This window comes from Nocardia carnea NBRC 14403, from assembly GCF_000308515.1.
Taxonomy (GTDB): Bacteria; Actinomycetota; Actinomycetes; order Mycobacteriales; family Mycobacteriaceae; genus Nocardia; species Nocardia carnea.
Window position 1 is genome coordinate 1 of the sequence record NZ_BAFV01000126.1, and the last position, 26,221, is coordinate 26,221.

At 63.0% G+C, this 26,221-nt stretch carries 22 protein-coding genes; 11 read left to right on the top strand and 11 right to left on the bottom strand.

The window, feature by feature from the left end:
* The first annotated feature begins 316 nt into the window (after positions 1 to 316).
* From ON22_RS33510 to ON22_RS37085, 3 genes are all read left to right on the top strand, one after another.
* Complete coding sequence (locus tag ON22_RS33510) at positions 317 to 745, top strand: hypothetical protein (protein ID WP_033247423.1); 429 nt, start codon at positions 317 to 319, stop codon at positions 743 to 745.
* Positions 745 to 960, top strand: coding sequence for a hypothetical protein (locus ON22_RS33515; RefSeq protein ID WP_033247422.1), 216 nt, complete (start codon positions 745 to 747; stop codon positions 958 to 960). Before ON22_RS33510 ends, ON22_RS33515 begins: the two co-directional genes overlap by 1 nt.
* A 345-nt stretch (positions 961 to 1,305) precedes the next feature.
* A complete protein-coding gene (locus ON22_RS37085; protein WP_156052468.1) occupies positions 1,306 to 1,446 on the top strand; it encodes a hypothetical protein in 141 nt (46 codons plus the stop codon).
* Between the two features lie 236 nt (positions 1,447 to 1,682).
* On the opposite strand, the gene ON22_RS33520 is transcribed toward ON22_RS37085, so the two are convergent.
* The 5 genes from ON22_RS33520 to ON22_RS37090 form a co-directional block, all read right to left on the bottom strand.
* Positions 1,683 to 2,603 (bottom strand): SUMF1/EgtB/PvdO family nonheme iron enzyme, encoded by a 921-nt coding sequence (locus ON22_RS33520; protein ID WP_033247421.1) that lies wholly within the window; start codon positions 2,601 to 2,603, stop codon positions 1,683 to 1,685.
* A gap of 66 nt (positions 2,604 to 2,669) precedes the next feature.
* Positions 2,670 to 3,452: an aminotransferase class IV family protein gene (locus ON22_RS33525; RefSeq protein WP_033247420.1), complete on the bottom strand. Its 783-nt coding sequence runs from the start codon at positions 3,450 to 3,452 to the stop codon at positions 2,670 to 2,672.
* Positions 3,341 to 4,369, bottom strand: coding sequence for an acyl-CoA dehydrogenase family protein (locus tag ON22_RS35115; RefSeq protein WP_051158413.1), 1,029 nt, complete (start codon positions 4,367 to 4,369; stop codon positions 3,341 to 3,343). The genes ON22_RS33525 and ON22_RS35115 overlap by 112 nt, the downstream gene beginning before the upstream one ends.
* Before the next feature lie 70 nt (positions 4,370 to 4,439).
* Positions 4,440 to 4,679: a hypothetical protein gene (locus ON22_RS33535; protein ID WP_051158414.1), complete on the bottom strand. Its 240-nt coding sequence runs from the start codon at positions 4,677 to 4,679 to the stop codon at positions 4,440 to 4,442.
* 18 nt (positions 4,680 to 4,697) lie between these two features.
* Complete coding sequence (locus tag ON22_RS37090; protein WP_156052466.1) at positions 4,698 to 4,859, bottom strand: hypothetical protein; 162 nt, start codon at positions 4,857 to 4,859, stop codon at positions 4,698 to 4,700.
* A 388-nt stretch (positions 4,860 to 5,247) separates the two neighbouring features.
* Here ON22_RS37090 and ON22_RS33545 point away from each other — a divergent pair, with 388 nt between their 5' ends.
* Positions 5,248 to 6,471 (top strand): helix-turn-helix domain-containing protein, encoded by a 1,224-nt coding sequence (locus ON22_RS33545; protein WP_051158415.1) that lies wholly within the window; start codon positions 5,248 to 5,250, stop codon positions 6,469 to 6,471.
* Positions 6,468 to 7,340: a phosphotransferase gene (locus tag ON22_RS33550; protein ID WP_051158416.1), complete on the top strand. Its 873-nt coding sequence runs from the start codon at positions 6,468 to 6,470 to the stop codon at positions 7,338 to 7,340. The genes ON22_RS33545 and ON22_RS33550 overlap by 4 nt, the downstream gene beginning before the upstream one ends.
* 1,568 nt (positions 7,341 to 8,908) lie before the next feature.
* Here ON22_RS33550 and ON22_RS33555 read toward each other — a convergent pair.
* Together ON22_RS33555 and ON22_RS33560 are read right to left on the bottom strand one after the other, a co-directional pair.
* Positions 8,909 to 9,742, bottom strand: coding sequence for a DUF1932 domain-containing protein (locus ON22_RS33555; RefSeq protein WP_033247418.1), 834 nt, complete (start codon positions 9,740 to 9,742; stop codon positions 8,909 to 8,911).
* Entirely contained in the window at positions 9,739 to 11,136 is a 1,398-nt protein-coding gene (locus ON22_RS33560; protein ID WP_051158418.1) for an NsdA family TPR-like regulatory protein, read from the bottom strand. Before ON22_RS33560 ends, ON22_RS33555 begins: the two co-directional genes overlap by 4 nt.
* Positions 11,137 to 11,293: 157 nt before the next feature.
* Here ON22_RS33560 and ON22_RS33565 point away from each other — a divergent pair, with 157 nt between their 5' ends.
* The 5 genes from ON22_RS33565 (at position 11,294) to ON22_RS33585 (ending at position 18,357) form a co-directional block, all read left to right on the top strand.
* A complete protein-coding gene (locus ON22_RS33565) occupies positions 11,294 to 12,181 on the top strand; it encodes an SAM-dependent methyltransferase (RefSeq protein ID WP_051158419.1) in 888 nt (295 codons plus the stop codon).
* 2 nt (positions 12,182 to 12,183) lie between these two features.
* The gene (locus tag ON22_RS37095) at positions 12,184 to 12,675 is read left to right on the top strand and encodes a hypothetical protein (protein WP_156052464.1); all 492 of its coding nucleotides are present in this window, start codon (positions 12,184 to 12,186) and stop codon (positions 12,673 to 12,675) included.
* 159 nt (positions 12,676 to 12,834) lie between these two features.
* Positions 12,835 to 13,374: a hypothetical protein gene (locus ON22_RS33575; protein ID WP_033247416.1), complete on the top strand. Its 540-nt coding sequence runs from the start codon at positions 12,835 to 12,837 to the stop codon at positions 13,372 to 13,374.
* Between the two features lie 1,785 nt (positions 13,375 to 15,159).
* On the top strand, positions 15,160 to 16,473 hold the full coding sequence (locus ON22_RS33580; protein ID WP_231508768.1) for a cytochrome P450 family protein: 1,314 nt from the start codon (positions 15,160 to 15,162) through the stop codon (positions 16,471 to 16,473).
* A gap of 138 nt (positions 16,474 to 16,611) precedes the next feature.
* Complete coding sequence (locus tag ON22_RS33585) at positions 16,612 to 18,357, top strand: acyl-CoA dehydrogenase family protein (protein ID WP_033247172.1); 1,746 nt, start codon at positions 16,612 to 16,614, stop codon at positions 18,355 to 18,357.
* Between the two features lie 93 nt (positions 18,358 to 18,450).
* On the opposite strand, the gene ON22_RS33590 is transcribed toward ON22_RS33585, so the two are convergent.
* Complete coding sequence (locus ON22_RS33590) at positions 18,451 to 19,683, bottom strand: cytochrome P450 family protein (protein WP_231508767.1); 1,233 nt, start codon at positions 19,681 to 19,683, stop codon at positions 18,451 to 18,453.
* 29 nt (positions 19,684 to 19,712) lie between these two features.
* Positions 19,713 to 20,975: a cytochrome P450 gene (locus tag ON22_RS33595; protein ID WP_033247170.1), complete on the bottom strand. Its 1,263-nt coding sequence runs from the start codon at positions 20,973 to 20,975 to the stop codon at positions 19,713 to 19,715.
* A gap of 1,920 nt (positions 20,976 to 22,895) precedes the next feature.
* On the opposite strand from ON22_RS33595, the gene ON22_RS33600 reads away from it, so the two are divergent.
* Positions 22,896 to 23,873 carry an AraC family transcriptional regulator gene (locus ON22_RS33600; RefSeq protein ID WP_033247169.1) on the top strand — a complete coding sequence of 326 codons (978 nt, stop codon included), beginning with the start codon at positions 22,896 to 22,898 and terminating at the stop codon, positions 23,871 to 23,873.
* 20 nt (positions 23,874 to 23,893) lie between these two features.
* On the opposite strand, the gene ON22_RS33605 is transcribed toward ON22_RS33600, so the two are convergent.
* On the bottom strand, positions 23,894 to 24,433 hold the full coding sequence (locus ON22_RS33605; protein WP_033247168.1) for a hypothetical protein: 540 nt from the start codon (positions 24,431 to 24,433) through the stop codon (positions 23,894 to 23,896).
* A gap of 187 nt (positions 24,434 to 24,620) precedes the next feature.
* Positions 24,621 to 25,148, bottom strand: coding sequence for an MmyB family transcriptional regulator (locus ON22_RS33610; protein ID WP_033247167.1), 528 nt, complete (start codon positions 25,146 to 25,148; stop codon positions 24,621 to 24,623).
* Between the last annotated feature and the right edge of the window lie 1,073 nt (positions 25,149 to 26,221).

Consider the following 26,221-nt stretch of genomic DNA (forward strand, 5'->3'; position numbering starts at 1 on the left):
CCCAAATTAAACATTACTCCCGACATGAGCAAACGCCCCTGTCTCATATAAGCCTCAATCAAACTGGTCGGTACAGTATTAAACAAATTCTTTTGACACTGTTTCATTCTGCGCTGTTTTACTTTACTCTGAGTCGTACGAAACGGTTTCAGTGATTGGGCGGGGGCGACGGCAGCGAATTGCGCTGCACGACAACCACTGCTGAGACCGCCCAACTCGATGAGTCAGGGGTGAGTACATGCAGCTCGCAAGGCCACACGCTGTACTGATCAGTGGAGGGAAAACCGCAAGCGACCGGTGCGAGCGTTACCGCCGGATGAGGCTTCCCGCGAATGTCGCGCCAGGCACCGATCTGATCGTGGTGTCCCTGACCGAGGGCGTGGATTCGGTGCCCGCTCCGCGCCTGCTGGCCCGGATCGCCTTCGACACACCAACGGTCCGCGCGCCACTCGGCCCGGTCGTCGAGCACCGGCGCAGCGACCGGCTCACCTTCCTCACCGCTCCCGCCCCGGCCCGGCACGACTACAACAGCCGCCTGGTGTATCTCAACGTCATCGCCGGAGGACAGCTCACACTGCTGCCCTCACCCGCCGACGAGCAAACACGTACCCGGCGATGGGCCGTCGAACCCACCGGCTCGGAGCTCCCGGAGATGCCCGCGGTAATCCACGCGCTGAAAGAGGCCGCCACCCGGTTGAGAACGATCTCGCCCGCCGCGGACTGGGTGAGAAGTGGCGAGCGCTGATGGATCCCGAGCTTTCACCGAGGCCGCACGAGCCGGACACCCATATCCGGATCAAGTGGCGCGAGGTCGACTTCCACTTCCGTGCGTGCCTGACCGCGGCCCGCAACTTCCTCGAGAAGTGGGCCGACAGCCACGCGCCCACTGCCGACGCCGCTGAGATCGGCGACGGTTGCCTTCCTGCCCGCCGATTGCCCTGCGAGGAGCTCTGGATATGACAGTCTTGACCGATTCCGTTGACGTTGTCTGTGCCCGGTACTAGCGCAGTCATGACCTGGCCGCCGAGGTCGGTCCGGGCGACCGGATCTACGTCCCCGCCGGCCAGGTGGATGCGATCCAGATGTCGCGCCCGCTCGGCGATCTCGTCCGCCGGCAGTTAAACCTGTCCGGGATCCAGACTCCGATTGTAGAAAACCTCGGCACCCATTACCTGACAGTCATCAGTGATGGCGCTGGCGCACACCCTGGTGATCGGCGCCCGCTCGTGATCAGAGAATCCGAACCGGGTTCGGAGGTGCTGCGACGCGATTCCGCGCTGTTCCACAGCGCCACAATCCGGACCCGTGGTGGACGCGCCAATCATGCTCCCAGGCCCCGGCGACAAGCGGTTGGGCTGGTTCGACGCCCCGGTCGGCAAGGCACGCAGCGACTTCGAGCAGCTGAGCAGATTTACCGTGACGGCCTCCGACCGACTACGGCACTGATGAACGTCTACAGTTTCGTCTCAGCCTGGGGGACCGATCGTCAGACCGGTGCGAGGTCCTGTCGTGGTGCCGGTTCAGGCCCGAGGCGTCCGGATGATCACGGCGCGCGATGGCGAAGCCGCCGAGAACTCGCCGCCGCCGGGTGGCGACAAGCTCAAGCGGTAACGAACTGGCATGTATCACCCAACCGGAGCACTGCGCGGTCGAGAAACACGCTGCGGCGATCCGTCAACAACTCAGCGTTTCTCGGGCATGATCAGCGTGGTACAGCGGAACCCGGTGTCGTTGTCGCGCATGGTCCGGGAGGCGTCGTTGAATGCTGCTGGTTGTGCACGGTCGAATGGCGAGGTGAAGGCCGATCCCTTGAGTTCGTAGCGATCTGGCGTGGTTTCTGTTGCGAGCCATTCCCAGACGTTGCCGCACAGGTCGTAGACGCCGTAGGGGGAAGCGCCGGATTTGTAGCGGTCGACCGGTGTGGTGGTGCCGGGGCCCGATCCGCGGCAGTTGCATTTCGCCGGTGTCGGCTGGTTGCCCCAGGGCCAGGTGGCTCCGCCGGTGCCACGTGCGGCTTTTTCCCATTGCAGGCTGGTGGGGAGCTGTTTGCCTGCCCAGTGTGCGTAGGCTTCGGCGTCGTCGTGGCCGACCCATACGACGGGGTGGTCGGCGATCTCGGGCAGGGGCCGGTGGTCTGGCCAGTGTTGTGGTGGCCGGTGGCCGGTGGCGGAGACAAAGCGCGAGTAGTCGGCGTTGCTGACCGGATAGGTGTCAATGTAGAAGCCGGCCAGCCACTCCGGCTGGTCCTGGGGGCCCGAGAGGAAGACCCCTTCTGGTATCCAGGTCACGAGCTTTCCGTCGCCAGGGTGACGGATATATGCAGGTTGCACTACTACATCGGTGTCGTGGGCTTCACCGATTGCCTCGGGTGCGACCGAGCCGGTGAACCGTATTCGTTCAGCGGCATCGAGTCTGGCCAGCGAGGTGTCGAGCGCAGCTTGGTTGACAGGTCGTGGTGTGACTCGCGCGCCTCCCGCTTCCCATTTCGAGACCAAGCGCTCGTGGACGCCCAAGTGTGCAGCGAACTCCCTGATGCTCATGCGCCGCGCCTCGCGCAAGGCACGGACGTCGGCTCCTGTCCAGGGCCGAACCAGGCTGATCATGGCGTGCAGTGTCCTTTTCCCGTGTGGTCGGGGTTCAGCCTATCGACGCGGGCGACACTGCTTCGGTCAGAGTCGCTGGGGCGGAATAGATTCGTATTCTCTGCGCAATGTGTCGATCAGTTCGTGCTCGACGGGCCAACGGTGGTTGTCGAGGCCGGATACGGGCCGCACACCGACAGCAGCGTTGGTCGCTACGACGCCGGCAAGCCGGTCGAGCTGGGACAGCGTGATGCGGTCGGTGACGACGTCTTCGTCGCGGGCTTGGTTGATCAGTCGCATGGTGGTGCCGACCAGGACATCAGCGTGCGGCCAGACCAGCTGTCCGGCGGTGGTGATGAATCCGATATTGCTGGTGGCGATTTCGGTGATCGTGCCGTCGGGTTCGCTGAATACGACATCGTCGTAGCCGGCGCGTTGCGCGCTGGCGCGGTGGTGCATCGCGCCGAAGAGTCCGAGGTGTTTGACTTTGGGCAGGTCGCGGGCGTAGACCGCCGATTGCAGTCTGAGCGGGGGCGGCGGTGTCGAGGACGCCGCGCGCATGGTGACCAGGATGTGTGGCTCGGCGGCAGCGCCGGGCCGGCCCATCTGGATCGCGGGGTCGTAGACACTGACCCGCACGACGGCAGGCCGCTCGGTGTCGCGCAGTGCATGGCGGACGAGTTCGCGGACGCGTTCGGCGTCCAGATCGGTGTCGAACACTGCGCGACAGTCCCGGGTCAGCCGATCCAGGTGCAGCGTCAGTCCTCGGACAGCGCGGTCTTCGACTCGCATCGAGGTGAAGTGACCGAAGTTGACCAGCCCCAATGGAGCGAGGTCGGCGAGCGTGACCGGCACACCGTTGAGTTCCATGCGGCCAGTGTTTCACCGCCGCAGGGTGTGACGGGAGTCGCCTGGCACCGAAGTTCGGCGCAAGGGCGGCGAGGTTCAGTGGCAGGGCAGTTCCCGACGGACAGATCCGAACCGAAGCTGAAGCGTGTGACGCCGGCGCGTCGTACGTCGGCGGTCTCCGCGCTGTCCGGTTCGGCGGGGGGGCCGGCCGACAGGGCGCAGATGATCGGCACAAGCGGTTGCCGGTAGTAGGGGTCGTGGTCGGTGGTTTCGGGGTCGCTGCAGATGCCGGACAGGATGTTGTCGAGAGGTATGGCTCGGTGTTGCGGCACGAACGTGTCTTCGAGGGTCAGCGTGTTGGAGCCTGTGCCGATCAGACCGTTGACGTCCCATTCGTCGCCGACGGTGAATTCTGATCGGGGTACAAGCAGCGCCAGCCGTTCAGTGCCGTCGAGCATGGCCGGGACCAGTACCCAGCCGGAGTGATTCTGGCCCGAGACGAACTCCCAGCGGCCCGTGACGAGCATGCCGCCGGCGGTCGGGGTGGCGGTGCCTGTCAGTGCGAAAACTCCGCATGCCCGTGTGTTTTCGCTGTTCAGAACTTCCGACGTGGTGCGGTCGCCGAACAGGCTGATCATGTAGGGCATCGCGGCGTTGATGGCCATGGTCCAGGCGGTGGATCCGTCGTACTCGCCGAGTGTGCGCAGTACCCGGTGCTGGTCTGTCATCGGCAGCTGCGATCCGCCGTGGCCCTGGGCCCAAGTCATGCGCGTGATGCCCTTGGCGTCCAAGGCGAGTACGACACGGTCCGGCAGGGTGCGGAGTCGGAAGGACTCGGGAACCGACTTGGTGATGAGGCTCCCGATCTCCTCGACGGCGTGGACGAGATCGTCCGCGCAATCGGGTTCATCGGGAGCAGTCGGGATCGAGACAGTCAACGTCGTGCCCTTTCGAAATGGGTGATATCGGGGCTGGATAGGGAGCTATCCGGTCGTGAATGAGTGTGGGTTACGTGCCGGTGAAGGCGCCGGGTTGTGGCGATGGGCCCGGTAGTCTGCGTGCGCCCGACAGCAGGTCTTCGGTGAGGTGCTCGTAGCCGATTGCCAATTCGTACAGGCTGTTCCACAGGTGTTCGAGCTGGCACGGGTGGTGAGAGCCCGGGTCGGTGTCGATCAGGACAGATCGGTAGGCGAGGCGGTCGATGACGGCGCCGATGGTCTCGGTGTGCAATCGAGCCGTATGGTCCATGCATATCGTGTGGTACACTCAGGCATCGGCCTCCCTGATCATTGCGTGGCGCTGCTGCGAGATCCGGTGCAGGGTCATGGGGTCTTTGGCGGTGACTCGATAGTTGTATTGCAGCGTCAGATCCCGCACCAGGACGAGGAGCGGGTGATCATCGGAGCACAGGTTGCCCCACATACGCACCGCGGCAATCATTTGCGGACCAGTAGGCAGTTCCATTTCTAGCAATTGCCAGGGGCCCAGGTGGTGCCGCTCAGCGTCGCCCGAAGTGGCGCGGCGCATGTGTGCGTGCGCGCATTCATGCTGTTTCCTTCCGATTCGCCCGGTGCACCCGGTCGGTTGCGGTGTTTCCCTCGAACATCGGCCGCGAACTCCGCAAGGGGGCCGGGACGCGCCAACGCTGGACCACCGCTGCTTGCCCGTTTCGCCGCGGAAGCAAGCACGCCGACCGGGTGCTGGTTACGATGCTGACCGATCAGATACACACTTGACCAGGGGTTGCTGGGGACAGTTTGGGGCCAATATTCTTTGTCCCCAGCTTGTCCCCAGCGCGGTCGACAGAGGGGACTCCGTGAACTGGGAATTCGGTGACGCAATGAGGCGGCTGCGAATCGAACGTGATCTCTCAACCGGCGAGTTGGCCGCCGCGGTCAACTACGACCGCAGCGGCTTGAGTCGGATAGAACGCGGGGGCCGCTTGCCGACACCACGTGTCACCGAGCGAATCGACACTGCACTCAGAGCGGGCGGTAGTCTTGTTCGTCTCGCCGAAAAGATCCGGTCCAGCACCGGTCTCGACATCGATCGGGAAGAACTGGCTGCTGCGGCGCGTGAGTCGAGCCAGTTCGCAGAATGGGCGACCGGTATTCGAGGCGACCTGGATGTCGACCAGATCTCTGACGAACTGACATCGATCGGGCGCCAATTCGTGTCCGCTACGCCACTTCCGTTGGTCGGCCGGCTCCGGTCACTGCGTGACGACATCCGCACGGCCTTGCAGGCCGGACCGGCACCATCACGTGCACGTGACCTGATACTGCTGGGAGGCATCACCATCGACCTTCTTGCCCACATCACGGAAAACCTTGGCTACGCCGCCGCCGCCGAGCGCCATGCTCGCGCGGCCGAGGCGATAGGGATCGAGCTGGGGCATCCAGGGTTGCAGGCATGGGCGGAAGGAACCCGGGCGTTGATCTGGGAGTGGAACCATCGCCCAGCCGAAGCGATGGCGCTGGCCGCCAAGGCAGCTGCCATCGCCCCGACGGGCGAGCAGCAGGTACGCCTCGCGGCGATCGAGGCACGCTGCGCAGCGCGGGTCGGGCGTGCCGAGACCGCGCACGACGCCATCACGCGAGCGATCGAAGCATCGGAAGCCACCGCCAATGACGAGGTCACCATGTTCGGTGGTGCTCTGAGGTTTCCGCCCAGCAAAGCGGCCTACTATTTCGGGTCGACGCACCAGCTGCTCGGCGAGTACGACCAGGCGCAGCGGTGGGCGCTGGCGGCGATATCTGGTTACGAGACCGGGCCGCCGGCTGAGCGTTCCTATGGCGATGAAGCACTCGCCCGTGCCGATGCCGCGATCGGCCGCATCCACGCCGGCGAACTCGACGGCGCCAAAGAAATCCTGCAACCAGTGCTCCGATTGCCCAGCGAGCAACGAATCCAGCCGATTACCGATGGTCTGCGCGCAGTTGACACCGCCCTGTCGAGCACCCACTATGCCAACGACAAAGCCACCATCCAGTTCAGCGAGGAGATCAACATGCTCGCCCCGTCCCGCCACCCGGGATGACCGAGGAAATCCTGTCCACAGCATGCGAGCTGGCCGGCTTCCCTGCCGACGATGCCCGCCTGCTGCGTGCGCACAGCAATACCGTCTATCTCCTGCCGTCGACCGGCGTTGTGGCCCGCGTCAACGGCAATGACCACGCCGGGCTGCGGGCGAAAGCCTCACTCACCCTCACTCGCTGGCTGGCAGACAACGCTGTGCCGGTTACCGAGGCTGCCTTCGACCGCGCGGTCGAAGTCGCCGGCTCGACAGTCACGTTCTGGATCTACTACCCCCAGCTGCCTGGCAGGGAGCGACCGACTGCGCGGCACCTAGCTGGGATCCTGCGGCGCCTTCACGCGCTCCCAGCTCCACCGTTCCCCCTTCCCGACTATGAGCCGTTGATTGGCCTCACCAGCATCCTCGCCGCCGACGAGACGGCGGCGGTGCTGTCCGGCACCGATCGGCGCTGGCTGAACCAGCAAGCTCAGCAGGCGATCAGCGAGTATCGGGGCCTGCCCACTGTGTTGGGCCGAGGCATGGTCCACGGTGATGCCTACGCCGGAAACACCCTCTGGTCTGGAGATACGGTGCTACTGGGGGACTGGGACGAGGCCGCGATCGCTCCGCGCGAGCTCGACCTGGCCAATACCGTGCAGTCGCGGCGGTTCGGCGCACGAGAAACCGACATCGACGGCTTCCTGCGCATTTACGGTCATGACCCGCGCGACATTCCGCTCTTTGGGGCGCTGGTCCGCATGCGTGACCTGCACACCCTCACCAGCTACATCCGCCGCGCACAACGCGGCGACGGTAACGCACACACCGAACTCACGACGCGGATCCGCAGTCTACGAGACCCCGCCGCGCCAGCTCGCTGGAAGAGCTCGTAGCGCAGGAGGCTCCTCGTACTCGCCAATGCCCGCGCGGCTGTCGATGTTTCATCGAGATATGTGCCGCCCGCACACGTAAAGAGTTGTGTAGGCCTGATCCCGGCCGTGCTTCGGCGTATCGGCCAGACATTGCTTTGGGCCTGGGCTCTGCCCCAAGATCGGGCGGTGGACAGTGAGCTCCGCTCGTTCATATCTGTCGGCACAGAGTATGAATCGGGTTCTCTACCATGTCACAGGAATAGATAATGACGGGATACTGGTCGTTGTCCGCGCAGTCAGATCAGCGGGACGCTTGCCAGATAGGGCGTGAACAAGGTGGCAACTGTTCTTCTCGGACAGAAGCGCGGTCACAGCCCCCGGCATGCTCGGTAGCGGAGTTGGAAACGGTAACTTGGTTTTGACCGATGAGAGTGGGTCACAAGATGTGGCGTTGCCGATCAGCGAGCACGCGATTAGGTATGGGGTCCACCGTAGGACGGTCTACCGCAATCTCGAGCGCGCGTGGAAGCGGTACCGGGACGGTCGGTCTTCGGAGCAGCCTCCCTCGCCCGTCGCTTCAGGCGGGTACGGCCCGAAGCGGTACGTGATCAGCGAGTTCGATAGCTGGTGGAGGAGCCTGCCCGTCGACGGGCGATCCAAAGGACGTGAAATACGTGTCTCAGAACACGACCATGAAGTGCGTGAGCGCGTCGCCGCGGCCGCGCGCTCGCTGCTGGCCGCATCTGGGCCCTCGGCGGTGCGACACCGGTCGGTGGCAGTGACTGCCGGGGTTGATCCAGCTGCGGTGCGCCGCCTTTATCCGACCTGCGCCGCTCTCCTCGATGTGGCCGGATATCGCTCAAGCGCGGGCCGCCGGACCCCGCCAGAGGAGCGTCGTGCCAGGACAGAACCTGCTACTGCCGTCCGGAGTAGGGGCCGTCCTGCGTCTCGATTCACGGAGGAGCTTCAGGTTTCGTTGTTGACGAAAGTGGGGGAAGGCGCGACGGTGAAGCAGGCTGCCGCCGCCCTGGATATAACCTCCCACCTTGTGCATGCATATGCACGTAGGGATTCAGAGTTCGGAAGACGGTTGAACGAGGCCCTGATAAATGGGTGTCCGGCTGGAGACCTGTGCGGAACGTACACCGGGTACTTGACCGGAGGGCATTGCCCGGCATGCAGGAAGACCAGACCGACAAACCCAAGGAATAGGAAGCATGCCGAAACCGTGAATCCAAGTCCGGGATCGAGAAAGCGAACAGCTTGAGGTACGACCATGCGGTCCTGCGCTCGTCCAGGTCCGCCGTCCAGGTCAGCGCCACTCAGTACTGCCGATGGGCCGCGCTCCGCGTTCCGGCTTCGGTTCCAATACCAGAACCAATGTGAGCCTGGCGGGTCGATCGCCACGGACCCCGACTCCGGTACAACACGCTGGTACATCTCTGCTCATCGAGGCTTGGCACAGATGCATGCGAGTTGACGGCAGAACAATCGCCCGGAGGCTGATGTGGGTTCGCGTAGTGGTGTTCAGGTTTGTCGCTACTTGTCGTCGAGGATGGCTTGTAGCTGGTGGCCTCGCCGATCGAAGTTCAGCTTGGTGGGTCTTTGAGCAGCGCGAAGACCTCATCAGGTGTGATGTTCCATTTGTCTTTGGCTGCTGCGAGGCGCTCGAAGATCGCTTTTGCGCCGTCGGCGAGACCGGTCGGTAGGTTCGCTACTTTCAGGGTCGACGAGATTTCATTCATCTCGAAGGCCCAGCGCCATGCGCGAGCAGCGACGCTGGGAATATAGTCTCGGTCGGCGAGCATCGGTGCGCGGAGGTGGTGTGCTTCCTGGATCAACGCGTCAGTGACACCGTAATGGGCGGCCAGTGCGTGGGTTTCCATTGCAGCCGCTCTGGCCGCGCGCATGTACGATGCGGTCATCATTTTGAAGGCGCTGGCCGCACCTATCTCGTCGCCGAGACGACGGGAGTCAAGTCGGCTACTTACCAGTAGTTCATCGACTGTGGCCGCCGCTTCCGGGGGTCCCGCCAGATAGATGCGGGGTTCGCCTTCACCGCCGGGTGGTGCTCCGCTGATCACTGCGTCGATTACCGTCGCGGTGTCAGCGAGGGCGTCGTTTATTGCGCGTGCTCGATCTGGCTTGATGGCGTTGGCTTCGACGAAAATGCCGGTGTAGCGGTGCTTCATCACGGATTCCGCGACCTCGTCGGCTGCCTCTGCGGGGCAGATCGACAGCACGATCTCCGCGGTGGAAACGAGTTCGGGCAGGGTGCTCGGTTGCAGCTTTGCCGCGGCGGCCCGCTCAGCGGTGGCAGGACTGCGCCGTTCCGGAGTCCAAAGGACTGTGTGACCGGCGCGGGTGAGTCGTTCGGCGATCGCCGAACCCATTCGGCCGGGGTGTAGGAGACCGACGATCATTTCTCATCCTCACTCGCGGGAAGCGGTGGTAGGGCGTGCACGGAAGCGTCGGATATGCGATCACGGAGGCTGATCGCTGCAAGCACGCCACGGAAGGTTGGCCTGTCGAGTGCGGCGTGCAGCTCGAACAGGCGCCGGGAGACGGACTCGGTGCGTCGCCCCGCACCTACGGCAAGGACGTCGTCGATATGTTGGGCGGCAGCCTCAAGATTCTGCTGTATTAGGCCGATCTCGGCCAAATCCAGTAACGCCAGAGACATCTCACCCATTCGCCGGTCGGCGGCAGGGACTTGCATGTACAGGCCGACGGCTTCGCTGGACAAGTTTTCGGCCTCGACGAGGTTGGAACGACCTTCCAGCATAAGCCGTGCCGCGCCACCGTAGAGCAGCTGTTTGGCCATTGGAAACTCCATCATCCCGCCGATTTCGTCGGGATCCGTGATCGCCTCGCGTGCCTGCTCGGCTCGGCGCAGTGCCTCCTCCGCGCCCCGGGGGTCTCCCATTCGGGCACGGGCGCGGGCTTCGATAGCCGCGGCGCGCACGCGCGCGGTGCCCGACTCGGGAACAACGGCCCATCCAGCGGCGGCAGCTTGTGCTGCGTCACGGTAGCGCCCATCCCAGTAGGCAATCAAGGCCTGGGTTCCCTTCACCCACGTGCGCAGGCCGTTGTGGCCTGCCTCGTCAGCGGCTGCCAGGGCTGAGCGGGCATGGGTTTCGGCGACTGGAAAATAGCCGAGATCAAACGCGGCATTGGCGAGCACACCGGAAAGGGCAGCCGCGAATACATACAGATCACGACGGAACCCCAAGTGCTGCTGCCCCTTCAGCAGCGTGAACACCTCGCCCCTCAGCAGTGAAGCATCCAGGAATGACGGCGCCACCTGCCTACTCGGGTATCGGGTGACGATATTACGCACGCTGCCATACAGCTGATCAATCGTCTGCGGGCCGACGTTGGACGCTTCCGTGCGTTGGATGAAGTGGTAGGACTCCGATTCAGCCGCTGCCATTATTGTCGCCTCCTTGAAGTGAGCTGACCCGATAACGGGCCCGCCGTGTCTCCAAACGTCCGAGGTTACTGTCAGTTCCGGGCCGAGGTTGATCGGGGCAAGCCCTAGCGCCATGCGCGCTGGATCAGGCATTCTCAAGCATGCGGCAATACGCTCGAGCACCGTCAATGCGGTCACAGCACGCTTGCGGTTGACGATCAGGCTCAGGATCGCGGGATCGATCCCCAACTCGAGCGCCAAGCGGGATTGGGTCAGTCTCGGTACATGATGCGTCTTGACCAGCGACAGAACGGTGGCAACATCGCGCTGCGATAAGGCATGCCTCATCTCCTGCAAGTTCCAGACGGAGGCAGGCACGGTCAATTCGAAGAAATCTTCACGCATACGTGGGCCTTCCGCTTGCGTTGTCCAGCACCGATGCGTCCCGGATAGAAAAATTATCAGAAAATATTGACGGCCCGTAATTGATACCAGCACGAGGTTTTGGCCTACTTGTCAAGCGGCACTACGCATCCGCTTGTCAAAGCACAGAGAGGGCTTCATGGCCGAATCGGCTCCTCGGACGGGGGTTCGCGCACCGGTCGGGGTGGATACCACCCGGCCGAGCATCGCCCGCGTCTACGACTACAGCCTCGGCGGCAAGGACAACTACGACGTCGACCGGGTGGCCTTCGAGCAGGTCCTGGAATTCGCACCGCGGCAGGGCGATGTCTCCCGGATGAACCGGCGCTGGCTACACCGGGTCGTCAGATACCTTGCCGGACCGGCCGGCATCGACCAGTTCCTGGACATCGGCGCCGGCCTGCCAACCGTGGGCAACACCCATCAGATCGCGCAGCAGGAGAATCCGGAAGCCAAGGTCGTCTACGTCGACAACGATCCGGTGTGCAACGCGCACGGCCGAGTCCTGCTCGAGCAGAACGAGAACACCCACTACGTCTACGGTGACATCCTCGAAGAGGGCACCTTGCTGGAGAACAAGCAGATAATGCAGTACCTGGACCCGGACCGTCCGGTCGCGATACTCGTATGCGGTCTGCTGCATCACCTTGAAGACGATCTCGACCCTGCCGGCATGATGCACGAGTACGTCCAGCGCTTGTCCGCCGGATCCTACGTAGCAATCACTAACTTCTGGGACCCGGGCGACGAAGACTTCCAGCTACACGCGCTAGCCAAGCAGGTCGAGCGAGCTTTCACCGAAAAGGGATTGGGTTCGGGATGGTATCGCACCCGCGACCAGCAGCTCAAGTACTTCGAAGGGCTCGAGCTCATACCACCAGGACTTGCCGAGCTCGAGGACTGGTGGCCGTCGGGACCACCCGCCCGGATCCGGCTACCGGAAGAAAGAGTCGTCATCGGCGGAGTCGGTTACAAGCGCCACGTCGCCATCCGCCCCACCGTGATCAGCCCCCGCTCAGAGAAGTAGCGATGACCTTCACCCGAACTCATTTCCCCGACGCGGTCCTTCTTCAACATGCATGCCGCGGCTTTGCACTGGCCATCTCAACTGCGTTTCTCGACGCGTCAGCCGAGCTGGGCGAACTTCATGCTTCTCGGTTCACCAGTACGGCTTCTCGTGGTCTGCTGTTTCATCGACGGCGGCTGATCCGGGAGATCGATGCCGAGGTTCTTGCTGCCGATATCCCGCGGTCACAAGCGATGTCCGAGACGCAGATCAGGTCCGTCGGTGCGGTGGTCGACCAGATCGCGCAATGCTGCGCGGTCGCATTCCGGGCTCCCTTCTCACTGGTCCGCCCGGTGGAAGTCGGTGATGCCTTCGCCGAGTTGGAGCTGATCTGCGCTGAGTACGGCGTACTCGTCGACGAGATCGCCGCTGGCAGTGCTATCCCACCGATCAACTGCCACCGCCTGCACGCGCGTCCGTTGTCGTACCTACACCGCTCGGGATCCTCGCACTGAAAGAACCGGAACCACCCACGACAGCAGCACGCCGCATACCCTCCGCCCCCTGGCGGGCCGTCGGAGCCACTCGGTGGAGACCAGGGCAGCGTCATTTGTCCTGGTCTCGCCTGCTGTACCTGATGTCTCAACGACCGAATCGACGAGAAGGCGCTGCCAATGCGTGATGGCGACTACCGCTTGCCCAAATCGGGAGAGCTCATGACCAAGGGATTTTGCCGAGGCCGTGATTTCGATGAAAGCCAGCAGTTTTCATGCCCGATACTGAAATCGGCAGCGGGGCTCGTTCATGCCCACCGTAGGCTCAGGCACGCTGAGGTGGATGCCGACGACTTAGAGGTAACGTGCATCGGCCCGGGGGCCGACCTGCGACTCTGGGTCTCCAAACCGGCCGCCGACCCCTACTTCAGTATCTTGGAAGACATCTTCGGCTACATGTACTCGATAGATCAGGATGTCTCGGCCGCGCTCTCCGCGCCGAACCCATCGGCCACAACGCACCATGAAGACATCGGTTCGATAATCGGCCGGCTAGCCTTCTTCCATACGCTCGCATTTCCACTGGGCCCCGGTGTCTTGCTGGACGCTGAACCACTGATGAGGCTGTTCACCCCTGAGTGCGTCCTGTACGACCAGCTGGTCGATGCGCTGATGGAAGGCGAACTCCGACTGCCGGCGGTGGGCACTAAAGCAGGCTAAAGTCCCGACAATCCGGCCTGTTCCGTCAACCGGCGACCAGGCGATACCAGTACGGATTTTTCCCCAGGGTCCGTGTGCCGAATTGATACATAACATGAAGTGCTGGCATTGCCAGGGCCTCGCGCCACAGTCGGGTGCTTGCCAGGGGAGGGATCAGTAGCCCGTTGACACGGTATCTACCGCACCGCCTTTCGGATGCGTTCGTTCGTGTAGCGATGCCAGCGCTGCAGGTCGTGGGTCACCCAGGACCCATGGGCGGTAGCCGCACAAGACCGATCTCGAGATTATGTACTAAATTTGTGTATACGCTGGTTCTGCTGAGGAGCTGCTCGAACAACCTATTTCGGTTCTCGGCCCCGTACCGGCCCAGCGCGAATGGCGTCGGAGGCGCGCCGACCCACAGTCGCGCGAGTCGGCCGAGAAATGAACCAAATCGTTCGCTGTGTACCTCAGCCTCTGATCGCGGTTCAGGAAGCACCGCTGCTACAGCGCGATCGATCGCGCTTTCGAGCTCAACGACTTCCAACCTAGCACTCTCCCAGACACTGACAACACTGTCCGGGTCAGCTCCTTTGCCGGACGCGCGTAGGTGGCCCGCAGCAAGGCCGGATGCGAGCCAGTGGACAGTGCTTGGAAAGTAACCTTCCCCCTTTGAGAAGTGCGCGTGCTCCAGAAAGGCCCAGTTCAATCCGATCGACGTCGGCAACGCACCACAGTAGAACTGCGGCCGGCCCTGAATCATCAGCTCGGCATCGTGCTCCCGCCGGAAGGTCATCCTCTGATCCTCTCGGAGGCTGGTCTGATGGGCGGAACCGCCCAATGGCGCCAGCCTATCTCGAATAAGCAGTGGAACGTCGGGCGGTCAACTTCCACGCCATACCGTCTGGCGTGTGGCCAAAACCGCTCAAACCATGCCGGAAACGGTAGAGACTGCCATACATCGAAAATTGCTGTGCAAATAAGCTTCCGGCACATCAAAATGGTGGCTCAGCCACTTGAGCCCCTGCGCGGCACACTCTGTATTCGCCGCTGCTTAGCGGCTGGGGCAGCCAGCCATGGCTACCGGCCAGTAACCGGCAGCTACAGCCTGCGTCCACAGCGAGACACCGAGTAGAATCCTCGCGGTGCCCAAATCGGTTCCTGTGATGGACATTTGACTCACGCGGTCAGTGACAGCACGGGCACCTGCGATCACAGCCAGTGATCCCAGGTCACAGGCCCGAGATGTGTTGACGTTTGCCCGGAGGAACCCGCTGTGAGATTGCACCCCACCTCGAACATCACCGCACCCCCGGCCATGTCATCACGAACATCCGATACACAACACCAACCCAATTGGCCCAGACCATATCAGGGCGCTCCGCACCGGTATAGCCCGACACAAAGGCCGTTCGCTAGCCGGCTCAGCAGACGTCTGGGTGCAAACCCCCTCGTTTCCAACTTGGCCCAGAGTTACCGTGGACCTCGACCATTCGGTCCCGACCCCGCGATACAATCAGGGCGCCACGTATCATTCGATGATGCCCGAAACGGTTGCCTGAACCAGTTTTTCGCTGAATGTTGCACGGCGGGTAACCGCGCGGCAAGTTGCGCCATGTGGGGGGCCGCACAGTTCGGGTCCCGGCTACCGACCCATGTGAATCGGGTGAGCGAGGTCCAGCCGTTACCGCGCGCATTGTTGTTTCGTCCCGTAGTTCAGGCGTGCCCACTGCGCTGTTGCCCTGTAGTAGGCGACCAGCTCGGGCATGGCACTGGCCATTCTGATCATTCAAAAGGAGTTTCCGGGTGACCTACGCCCCACATACCGCAGCACAGCAACCAATGACTGTCGATGCACTCGGGCCACGCATACCCATTTACACCCCGGAGTTCGCTGCCGACCCGCACGGGCACTACCGGGCGATGCGGGAGCAGTACGGCGATCTGGTGCCAGTGGAGATCTGGCCCGGCCTCACCGCCACACTTGTGATCGGCTATAACACCGCGTTGGCCATCGGTAATGACACCGCGCACTACAGCTCCGATCCGACCCGGTGGGAGCGAACGTTGACTCCGGAACTGCGGTCCGCGCCGGTCATGGGTATGCTCAAGCACCGGCGCAACGCCCTGTTCAGCGACGCCGACACACACAAGCGCTACCGGGACGCAACCAATTATGCACTGGATAACGTCGACCTCAGTGCGGTCCGTAAATCCGTCGGTGAGATCGCATCCCGGCATATCAATCGATTCATATCGCGAAAAGCGTCAGACGGGTACGGGTATGCCGACCTCCTCGCCGAGTACGCTCAGCCACTCGCATTCGAGGTGCTGTGCACGATCGTTGGTTGCCCGGCACACCTGGGCGAGCAGGTCGCGGCAGCCTCGGGGATGCTGTTCGAGGGCGCTAACCCCGACACTGTTGCCGCGGTCGACCGGTCGTTCGGCGAGACATTCGGCGAGCTGGCGGCACTGAAAAAGACGATGCCCAGCGACGATATCGCGACTCGGCTCCTGCAGCACCCGGCAGGTCTGGACGCTGACGAGTTCGTGGCCAATTCGCTGACGTTTTTCTCTGCTGGGTCGGAGATTCCACAGAACTGGATCGCCAACACCCTGTGCCTGATACTGACCGACGACCGCTACCTCACTACCCGCAGCACGCTGCAACTGTCCACGCGTACTGCGCTGGAAGAGGTTCTGCACACCGACCCGCCGTTGGCGAACTACTGCGCATTGTATCCGCGAGGCCCACAGCAGACCGAGATCATGCGGCATGGCCGCGTTACGCCAATTTGGTTGGACGCCAATCAGCCCGTCCTGGTAAGCATGGCCGCCTGCACCACCAGCCCAGAGGTCCAGGTGGCTAACGCGACGTTTACCGAGGCTCGGCACAACCTCGCGTGGGGTCTGGGCGCTCACGAATGCCCGGGCGGTGCGCAGCGTGCTGCGAAGATCATCGCAGAGGAAGCGATCGACTACTTGTTGGACTGTATTCCCGAAGTCGAGACGAACTTCCCGGAGGGCCGGCCTGAGTGGCGGCCCGGGCCGTTTCATCGAGCCTTGGCGGCCCTGCCTGTGCGCTTTCCGCCGGGGCCACCGATCCCTTACGTCGGGTAGATCCGACAGGGGGCACAAAGAGGTACGAGGTCCGGCACTGTTGTGTTCCGGGCGGTTAGTGGGTGAGTGGCAATGACAATTTCAGATGCTCGTGTGGACGTTGCTTGCGAAGATATCGCGGCCGACCCAGCGACGGCAGTGACCGAGGCGCTGCAGAAGGCGCTCTTCGGTGGTCACCTGGCAACGCATTTGCAGGTGCGTGACGCGTTGCTCGCCGGAGTTGACGACCGGCCCCGCCACGATCTGCGACACCTCGAAGAGGGCGAGCTAGCGACCGGGCTGTGGCAAAAGGCCTTGCCTGCTGTAGGCACCACCATCACCGAATTGGCTACGAACACCCCGCTGCGCGGCGCGGTCCTGGACTGGGCCCAGGTCCTCGCGCCGAGGATGTTTCTCACCGGGACCGGCCAAATCGACCTGTCGACCTACACGATCCTGGCCCTTGGCGACGGCTCGGACTACCAGCAGCGATGTCTATCCGAGCTGGACACCGCCACAGCGACCGGTGGTCTGGCGTTGACCGAGGTCGGCGGCACCAACGGCAACGACTGCTTGACCCGCGCGGAGTACGACCCGGTCACCGATGGCTATTGGGTGGACTCGGTGACCGCGGCCGGTGCCAAGAAGATGCCCAATGTCGCCCGGGGCCGGAAGACGTTCGTCATTACCGCCCGCCTGATCGTCGGCGGCGTGGACCAGGGGGTGTTGCCGTTCCTGGCGCGGTTGCGGACCGACAAAGGGCTGGCCGAGGGCGTGCGAGTGTTCCGGCTGGGCGGTAAGGGCACCGGCCCGATGGATCACGCCTTGATCTTCATGCGCCGGTTCTGGCTGCCGCGCGAAGCGCTCGTGGCTGGGGCCACGGCACGCATCGACGCCGACGGCCGATTCAGCTCCGATGAGCCGGAGCCGCGGCGCCGGTTCGGCAAGGTCATCGCCGTATTGAGCCGGGGCCGGTTGGATTTGGCGACCGCGGCCGCGGCCGGGGCCCGCGCTGGTTTTGTTGGCGCGTTCCGGTATGCCATGGAGCGGACCTCGGGGGGTGGGACGGTGATGATCGAGCGTGACAACGTACTGGCGCAGTACCTTCCCGCAGTGGCGGCGGCCTATGCCACCAGCACGCTGGGCCGGATCCTGCGCGATATGCTCACAGACACCCCGGACGATCCGCGGCATGTGGTGCTGGCGATGCTGGCCAAACCGCTGCTGTCCGATACCGCGGCCGCTATCTTGCAGGTCTGCCGACGCCGGACCGGCGCCGAGGGGGTGATGCGGGATAACCGCATCATCGACTGGGTTGCCGGCACCGAGGACATCATCACTGCCGAGGGCGAGAACAACATCATGGCGGTGGCGGCTGGCGGGTTGGGTGTCGACTTGACCGCGATGCAGCTTCCCGGTACCCCTGCGGTGCTGCCTTGGTATGCCGATGTGCTCGCCCAACGCGCGCAGATCATCGGGGAGGGGTTGACCAGCGGGAACTACGCGGACGCAGGGGTGGTGTTGGGCCGCGACGACGCACGCGTGCAGTACACCACCACCACCGGGTATCGGCTGGCGACCACTGCCCTGGTCATCGCAGCTCGCGAGGCCACGGACCCGACCGGGGAACAACTCCTGTTGCTGCTGGCCGAGGCGTATGCGCTCGACAGGATCAAAGAGCACGGGAACTGGTACAACGCGCGGGGATTGATGACCCCAGCGCATGCCGCTCGGCTGGAAAAACGGCTGGTGGTGGTGTGGCGGCTGCTGGCCGAGGCGCTGCCGGTTCTGGTTGATGCGTTCGCCATTCCACCGATTCATGGGGCGCCGTTGTTCGCGCCTGAGGGCTATAAGGCCGCTATTGCGGCGGCGGCCGAGGCTGACCAGCCGGGTTTCTTCGACTGATCCACGCGGCCATCGGTTCTCCGGTATACACCCACAGGCCCCCACCCAAGAATCTTCTGGGTGGGGGTTGTGTCATTCAGAGCCTGGCCGGGTTCACTCCTTCAGGTACACCAGCACCTGGGCGACATCGTTGGAGATGTAGCCCGGCCTCGTGCCCATCTCGCTCGGAGGCACAGCCAGCTGCATGTCGGGGAACCGCGTGAAAAGCGCTGGCAGTCCGATAGCTGCCTCGAGGCGCGCCAGAGGCGCGCCCAGGCAGTGGTGCGCGCCGCGCCCGAACGCGAGATGGTGGTTGACGGTGGGACGGGTGGGATCGAATACATCGGCGTTGGGCCCGTGTACTTTCGGATCCCGGCAGGCGGCGGCGTAGCCGGCGAGGATCGGTTCGCCCTTCTTGATTTCCACGCCGCCGAGGGTGATATCTTCCACCGCGAACCGCAGCGGAAGGTGTGCCACCGGAGCCTGGAATCGCAACGTTTCTTCGATCACGTTCGTCCAGGAAACCCGGCCCGCGAGGACGGCCTCAAGCCAGTGCGGTTGGGAGAGCAGTTGGATAACCGCCTGGTTGAACAGGGTAACCGTGGTTTCGTGACCGGCGGTGACCATCAGCAACTGTGTGCTGACAGCCTGGTTGCGTGTCAGGTCGTTGTTCTTGTCATCGATGTCCCGCACGAGCATGGTGGTGACGTCGCCGTCGCCGGGGTGATCACGACGGAAGTCGATCATCTCGTTGAGTAGCCCGAACATTCGTGCGTAGTTGGCCTGTGTTGCTTCCCGAGTGAGGGTGGTGTCGAATATGCCGTTGGCGCACTGGTGCAACCCGGGGGTCAGGTGATCGGGAACGCCGAGCAGCTCGCCTACCACCCGGATCGGCAGCGGGTTACAGAATCGCTGTCGCAGGTCGACCACCTCACCCGCCGGGATGTCGGCGAGTTCGTCGAGGAGTTCGGCGGTGAACGCTTCGATCTGCGCTGCCCGCTCCTGGGTTCTGCGGTTGGTGAATTGGCCAGCAACGAGTTTACGTAGCTTCCTGTGGTCGGCACCGTAGTGGGTGAACATGTTTTCCGGCGTCAGCCACGGCAGAACCGGGTGGTCATCGGGGATCTCAACGTTGCGGAATGCGCTCCAGTGAAGGCGGGCGTCTTTCGACACCAGTGGGCTGGTCAGCGCTTCGTCCAGAACTTTGGCGTCGGTGATCGACCAGGCAAGCAATCCGTCTTGCAGTTCGACCTGGGTAACCGGTCCGCGGGCGCGGATTTCGGCGTTCTGTTCTTGGATGTTCGTGCCGGTCAAGTCCATGACGATGGGATTGGGATAGTGGGTCACAGCAGGTCTCTCCTCACAAAAAGAGCAGGTCAGAGGGTGGGCAGCGGGCGGCTGAGGTTAATCGGTGGGCTCGGGGGGAAGTTCACCGGCAGCTCCGTCAGAGCACGGTGGAACCCTCCTGGCCTCCAGTGCAGCTCGTGCTCCGGAATCGCGAGAGTGATCTCAGGCAGTGCATCCAAGAGCTGGTCGATGGCGTCTCGGGCTATGATCTCGGCGACCTGACGCGCCGGGCAGGCGTGTGGCCCTGCGCCGAAGGCGAGGTGTGATCGGTTTTGGGTTACCGCGGCGCCGCGAATCGCGGGATCGGTGTTGCAGGCGGCCAGGCTGATCAAAACTGGTTGATCCGCTGGAAGCCATTTGTTGTCGACCAGGATCGGTTGACGCGGGTAGCTCATACAAAAGTTGGCCATCGGCGAGTCATCGAACAGTACTTCGTCGAGCGCGTCGCGGGTGGCGAGGCTGCCGCCGAGTATTCCGGCGGCGAACCGGTCGTCGGTGAGCATCAGCAACAGTGTGTTGACAATCAGATTCTGACCAGGTTCGACGGCTGCTACGTAGATGGTGACCAGCTGGTTTACAATCTCTTCGTCGCTCAGATCGACTGGGTGCCCGATCAACCAGCTCGTGACATCATTGCCCGGATCCTTCCGTTTCTGCGCAGTCAGCTCCGCCAGCGCTTCGGTGAAGATCCTGTTCCCTTCCGCAGCATCGATGCCGTCGAACATCGCGGCGGCACCTTCGGAAACACGCCTGCCGATGCCTGGGGAACATCCGACCAGTTCGTTGACGGTCGCGAACACCAGTGGCTTGGCATACTGCGTGATGATCTCGCAGTTCCCGGTGGTGCTGAACATGTTGATCAGCGGTGTGGTGACTCGTTCGATCGTGTCGCTCAGCCGGTAGAGATCGATCGCGTCCAGTGCTGCCGAGTTGGCAGCCCGGTATCTGGCGTGTTCGAAGCCGGCCGTGCGGAGCGCGTTGGGCCGGTACTGCATCATCGGCAGAACGGGGCAGTCGGCAGGGATGCCTTTCTGCCAGGTCCGAGGGTCGGCCGGGAATCGACTGGGGTCGTTGAGGATCTGCAGCGCGGTGCGGTAGCCGATCACCAATGTTGCCGGCACTCCGGGTGCGAGCTCCACTGGAACCAGTGAGCCGTAACGGCTGCGCATCATCCGATAGTGCCCGTATGGGTCGGCGCCGAATTCAGCGCTGTAGAGCGGAATTCGCGGCCCATCGAGGTCATGGGGCACTGGGCCTGGGGTGGTCTTCGGGTATTCGGTGCTCGAGGTCAATGCGGTACTCCCTTGCTTCCCCCTGCCTGGGGACAGCTCGACGAGGTGCGGTCGACGCGGGCGGCAGCGGCCTTCCCGCGCGGGCGCGCAATCAAGCTTGTAGCTGAAACATGTTGTCTTACAGCGCTTTTACCGCGCCCGGCGTAGTTTAACAACGATCGGTTCAAAGAGCGGCTCAAGACGGCGACGCTAAAGACGTGCCAGGAGGCCACGTGTGATGCACCCGAGTCGCTTCCGATCGCCGTGTGGTTCACGGGAGTACATGCGTGTGTGAACCCCCTGGTCTCCGCCACACAGTGGGGGCAGTCGTCCGGAACGTGCGCTGCCCTGCGTCGCAGAGCCGGTTCCCGCAGCTTGATCGCAGCCTTTAACCGGCACGACCACTATGTATGAGGTTCGGTGCGGCAGTTACGGTCATGCTCGAGCGCTGTCGGAACTCGTAGCCTTTCTCCCTCATTCGGCAGGCGGATCCTCGGGCGGTGGTGTGACTGCTCACGGCGCAGCGGCGCCGAGTGATCCCCCTGGTGATACCTCCCGGCGGCCCCATGCCGCGAACAATCACAACACCCCCGGACAATCCGACGGGCTACCCCTCGATACGCTCGCCGCAGCGGGAGGGTTCACAAACGAAGCAGGACAGGCAGGGGCGCGCATCCCGCTACGCTCCGGTAGGGCGGCCATTGCGCGGCCATCGGCCGCCCCAGGAGAAGGGCGCCCGTGCCGGTTACATATGGCGGAAACCGTTGCGCCGAAGTCGGATTGTCCAGGAGCAAGCACCGACCCGCATCCTGGTGAGCGAACGATGACCACCCGAACGCCCGCCACTGTCGTATCAAGCCGGGCTGGCTCATCGCGTGTGGCGAGGCCGGAACAGTCGATCGCAGAGCTTCCTTATCCGTGCGATGCCGGTACATCCCAGAAGTAGTAGCCTCGGTTACTGGGCGATCCCACTGGATCTGCGCACAGTGAGCGCCGGCTCTACGGACTACTGGCCTGCAGGGGCAGCGCGTGACGATGACTAGCAGTTTTCCGAGTTTCACACCGACACCGCAACCCTGACGACGGGCAGCATTACGGATCGTACATAACCTGATCCCTTCCCTTGCCGAAGATGAACCGGCGTGTTGTCGGTTCGAATAGGGAGAGGCTAGGCGGCAGAAAGCGCTGAGTTCTACCGTTTTTCGGAAATCTTGCGGACAATTTCGGAAATCTATCCTGGGCAGAGGTGCTCGCAGCGCCGGTCTCCGTGCTGTAGGCGTCCAGCAGTCGCAGCCGTGCGAATACCACTGACCCGCACAAACATCCCGCCGCCTCACCAAGGACGCCAACAGCGACGCGGATCCAGCGGGGACTGGCCATGGCACGCTCCGGATGGATGGCACCGTCGCATGGCCGCGACACCATCACAATGCCCCCTGAAGCCCTGGTGCGATCGGGTTTCGGGTCGGCGCCGGGCCGCGCCGCCTTCGTCGCGCACCGCGCTGTGCCGCCGGGGCTGGCTCCGCGCCGTCACGGCAACGGCATGAAGCCCGCATCATCAATAGCCGTTGACGGAGGGCTCGTCACCGCCTAGTTGTGGGTGGCACACGCTGGACGCGGCTACACCCACACACCGACCCGGCTTCCGGCGTGCGGGAACGAGGTGTGGGCATTGAGAAACCGGAGACATAGTTGATGGACGCAAAGCCTCACGCACAGCGGCGATCCGCTCAACCAGCCGTGACGCCTCAAGGCCTCATCGGGAGCCCCTGTGTGCCGTTCGGCGCCGACCGGATGCTACGCCGCCATGGGCGCAGTCGAATCACGTGGCAACCATGCTCGAGGGCGATTGGCCCGGTCTCTTGACTGGGCGGCCGGGCTGCCTTGTTGTAGATTTGCGAGCAGTTGATGACCGACGCTGGCGCGGGGAAAGGGGGGTGTGTGACCGAATCGGGGTACTGGAGTGAGGACTTCGACACGGAGCGGGATGCCACCGACCCGGCTGCGGCGTGGCATGAGTATCTGCATACCAAGCAGGGCAGCGTCAGCCTTCGTTTCGGCCGGGACACTGACTTCCGATCGACCGCTTTCGCCCAGCGTGCCGGCAGGTTTCAAGTCGTGAAGTTCACGAACAGTGCACTGGATTACCGTCGCTCCCGCCGCGATGTGAACCAGGACGGCGATGACAGCTACCGCCTGCTGATTTCGTTGAAGGGCCAGTTCAAAGCATCTCGACGCGACGCCCGCGACCGATTGAGGCCTGGGGAAGCAGTGTTCTTCCGCTGGGGCGACCCGTTCTGGGTGGCCAATGACGAGCCGAGCACCGCGCTGATCCTGACCGTGCCGGAGGAACTGATCGATCCTGATCGCGTGAGAGCAGCCTCCGTGCGGCTGGATACGAGCAGGGCCCTGGTGCGCACGCTTATCGGGCACGTGAATGAGCTCAACAGTACCCGGGAAGGCTGGAACGCAGACGATTTCCGAGTGGCCTATTCTGCCGTGGTGCAGGAGCTGAACTGGGCGCTGGCTCCACCTGGTCCCATCACCCCGGACGAGCCGAAACGGGTCGACTACGTGCGCCGACTGATGAATGAACACGCCTCCGACCTCAGTGTGACGCCGGAGTCCATCGCCGAACTGTGCGGCGGTGTGACGATACGGACCTTGCAGAACTGGCTGAAAGAGGAGGGACTGTCCCCGGGGCAGATGCTACGAGACATCCGCCTCGAGCAGGCTCATCACCGGCTGGCTCAACCGGTCGACCTGGACACCATTGCCTCTCTGGCCGGATTTTCCACCACGCGGCGCTTTGTCGACGCCTATCAAAGGCGTTACGGGATGACACCCAGCGAAATGCGCCGCAAGCTTGCCGCCGAAGAGACCCGTGCACTCCCTCTGAAGCTGTCCGATCAGGAGTAACCACTCAGCTTCGGGCCGTCTCACCGCGGGACTGGTGGTAGGTAGACGTCTCCAGCTTCCAGGGCACTGGACAGTGTCGAATAGGCGCGCTCAGCAGCGATGAGCTGTCCTTGGTCGGAGCTGAATCCGTGCTTGAGATAGCCGAAGTTGTTGTGCAGCAGCGCGTAGTGGCAGGCGACGCGGGCGATCACCGTACTGAGTGGTTCTTGGTAAGGCTCTGCGCCGGACAGTGGTCGGGGTAGTAATTGATAGGCGTCGATATCGATGCTGATCTGGTAGCCGAGGATTTCCTCGATGGCTACATGGAACGCTTCGGCGTGTGGACCAGATATTGTCACTCCGTCGGGAACGAGGACGTCGTTGGGCCAGTCGAGAGGGAGTTCGCCGGTGTCGTGCCAGATTACGACCGACCGCCGGTACGCGTCGACCAAGCCTGCTGTGCATTTCGAGAAGGTGTCGGGAAAGGCCTGATCGTTCTCGTCGAAGCCGATTCCTCGCGTACACGCCGTCCACAGCTCCTTATTTGTGGGCAGCAGTTTTCCCGGACCCTGCTCGATCACGACTTCCTCCAACGTTCTTCCACACCCGAGCCTGCGGAACCCCACCCTGCCACAGACGTTAGCGAGAACATAGCTAGGCACGTCAGTCCAGCCAATAGCGTATGCGAATTGCACTGGAGGCGCTAGGTGTACGTCACACTTGAGACGGACGTTGTCTGCGGCGTAGTGCAATTCGGACTCACCATGCCTATGTGCCGGTCGGGACGACAGCGAGAAGACTCAGCGCGTCGCCGTGCCCGCCGAAGAGATAGGTCCGCATGGTGTAGTCGTGCCACACCGAATCATCGCCGAGCAGGGTGAGTGTGGGGTCGTCGAGTAGCTCGGGGCTGGGGTCGCTCTGCCACATCGCGTCGAACTCGGGAGCCTGCTGGCATGCGGCGGTAATTTCTTCGATTCGCTGGGCGGATGCCGAACCTGGGCCTTGGATTCGGAATCGGGTGAGCATCACGTGTGTGCGGTCGTACCAGCGGCCGATCAGTACCCGTGCCGACGGGTGGCGCATCTGCCATACCAGCAGGTTCGGCGGTCCGTCGACGAGCGCGTCTAGCTGCTTCAACCCCTGGAAATGCTGGTAGAAAGCGTCGTTGGCGGCGTTGATATCGAAAACGCCGGTGTCGTGGTAGCAGGCCGGGTGGGGGAATGCGTCGAGGTGGCGTACGTCGTATTCGTCGATTCGCGATCGGCCAGGTGGCTGTCCCAGTTCTTTCAGAAACATCTTCCGAAAGGTAAGCGACAGAATCGTGTCACGGTAGATGCGAGGAGGGTTTATGGCGATAAACCATCCCGCCAGACTGTCCGGGGTAGGTATGCTTCCCTGTAGTTCCCATTTCTCGATACTCGACGCGCTGATATTTCCACGGATTGCGACTTGAGCTCGAGAAAGTCCTGCGCGGTCTCGACATTCGCGCAGGAAGTACGCGAGCAGCGATGGTGCCTGCTCGACTTTCCTGTGATCCAGCATCAGTGTCCTCCTGACGTTCACCCGCCAGCCCCCGGTGAGGAAAGATTGCAGCTTGTCACTGGTTTAACCCCCATGACCCCCTCGCAAAACCCGGCCTCACAACTGCTGCCGACGGAGACTATCCACACGCGGACCGGCGACCCGACGCCGATCCGGGATCCGATGCACGCTCACCGCCTGATTCGGCAGAGCAGCGTCCATTACGGATCGTCCATAGCCTGACCCCTCCCCTTGCCGGTAGGTGAACCGGTGCGTTGCCGGTTCGAATAGGGAGAGGCTAGACGGCAGAATGTGCCGACTTCTACCGTTTTTCGGAAAGTTTGCGGACAATTTCGGAAATGCGCTTTGGGGATGCGCGTAGCGCCGGACCTCCGGCTGCCAGTGCGCGGCCCGGCAGGGGCTACTGAGCGGCGATGGCCTCGTCTGCTTTTTTTTGGGGGGGGGTGACTTCCTCCTCTGAGCCGAGCTCTGTGGCACTGCGGCGTTTTCCGATCGCGGATGCGACCTTCTCGGCGTCGACCACATCGGGTGACGGTGAAGCAGGTGGGTTCTCGGCGCCGCGTTGGGAATGAGCGGCCGGAACTCGTAATTACCGTCCGAATTCGGTGAATTGACAGCGCATTCTCCATCACGAATGCTTGATGCCAGTTCCGACGGCACCGAATTTCATCTATTTCATTTGAGGGAAACCGGGGCGGGTCATATTCGATATGGACTGCTTTTCCGCGATGGCCGGAGTGGCACGGAAAACACGTCGTCGCGCTCGTCATAGGCCGATATTCATGTTGGAGGCATATTCGTGATAGGAGCGGTTTCTCCAGACTGCG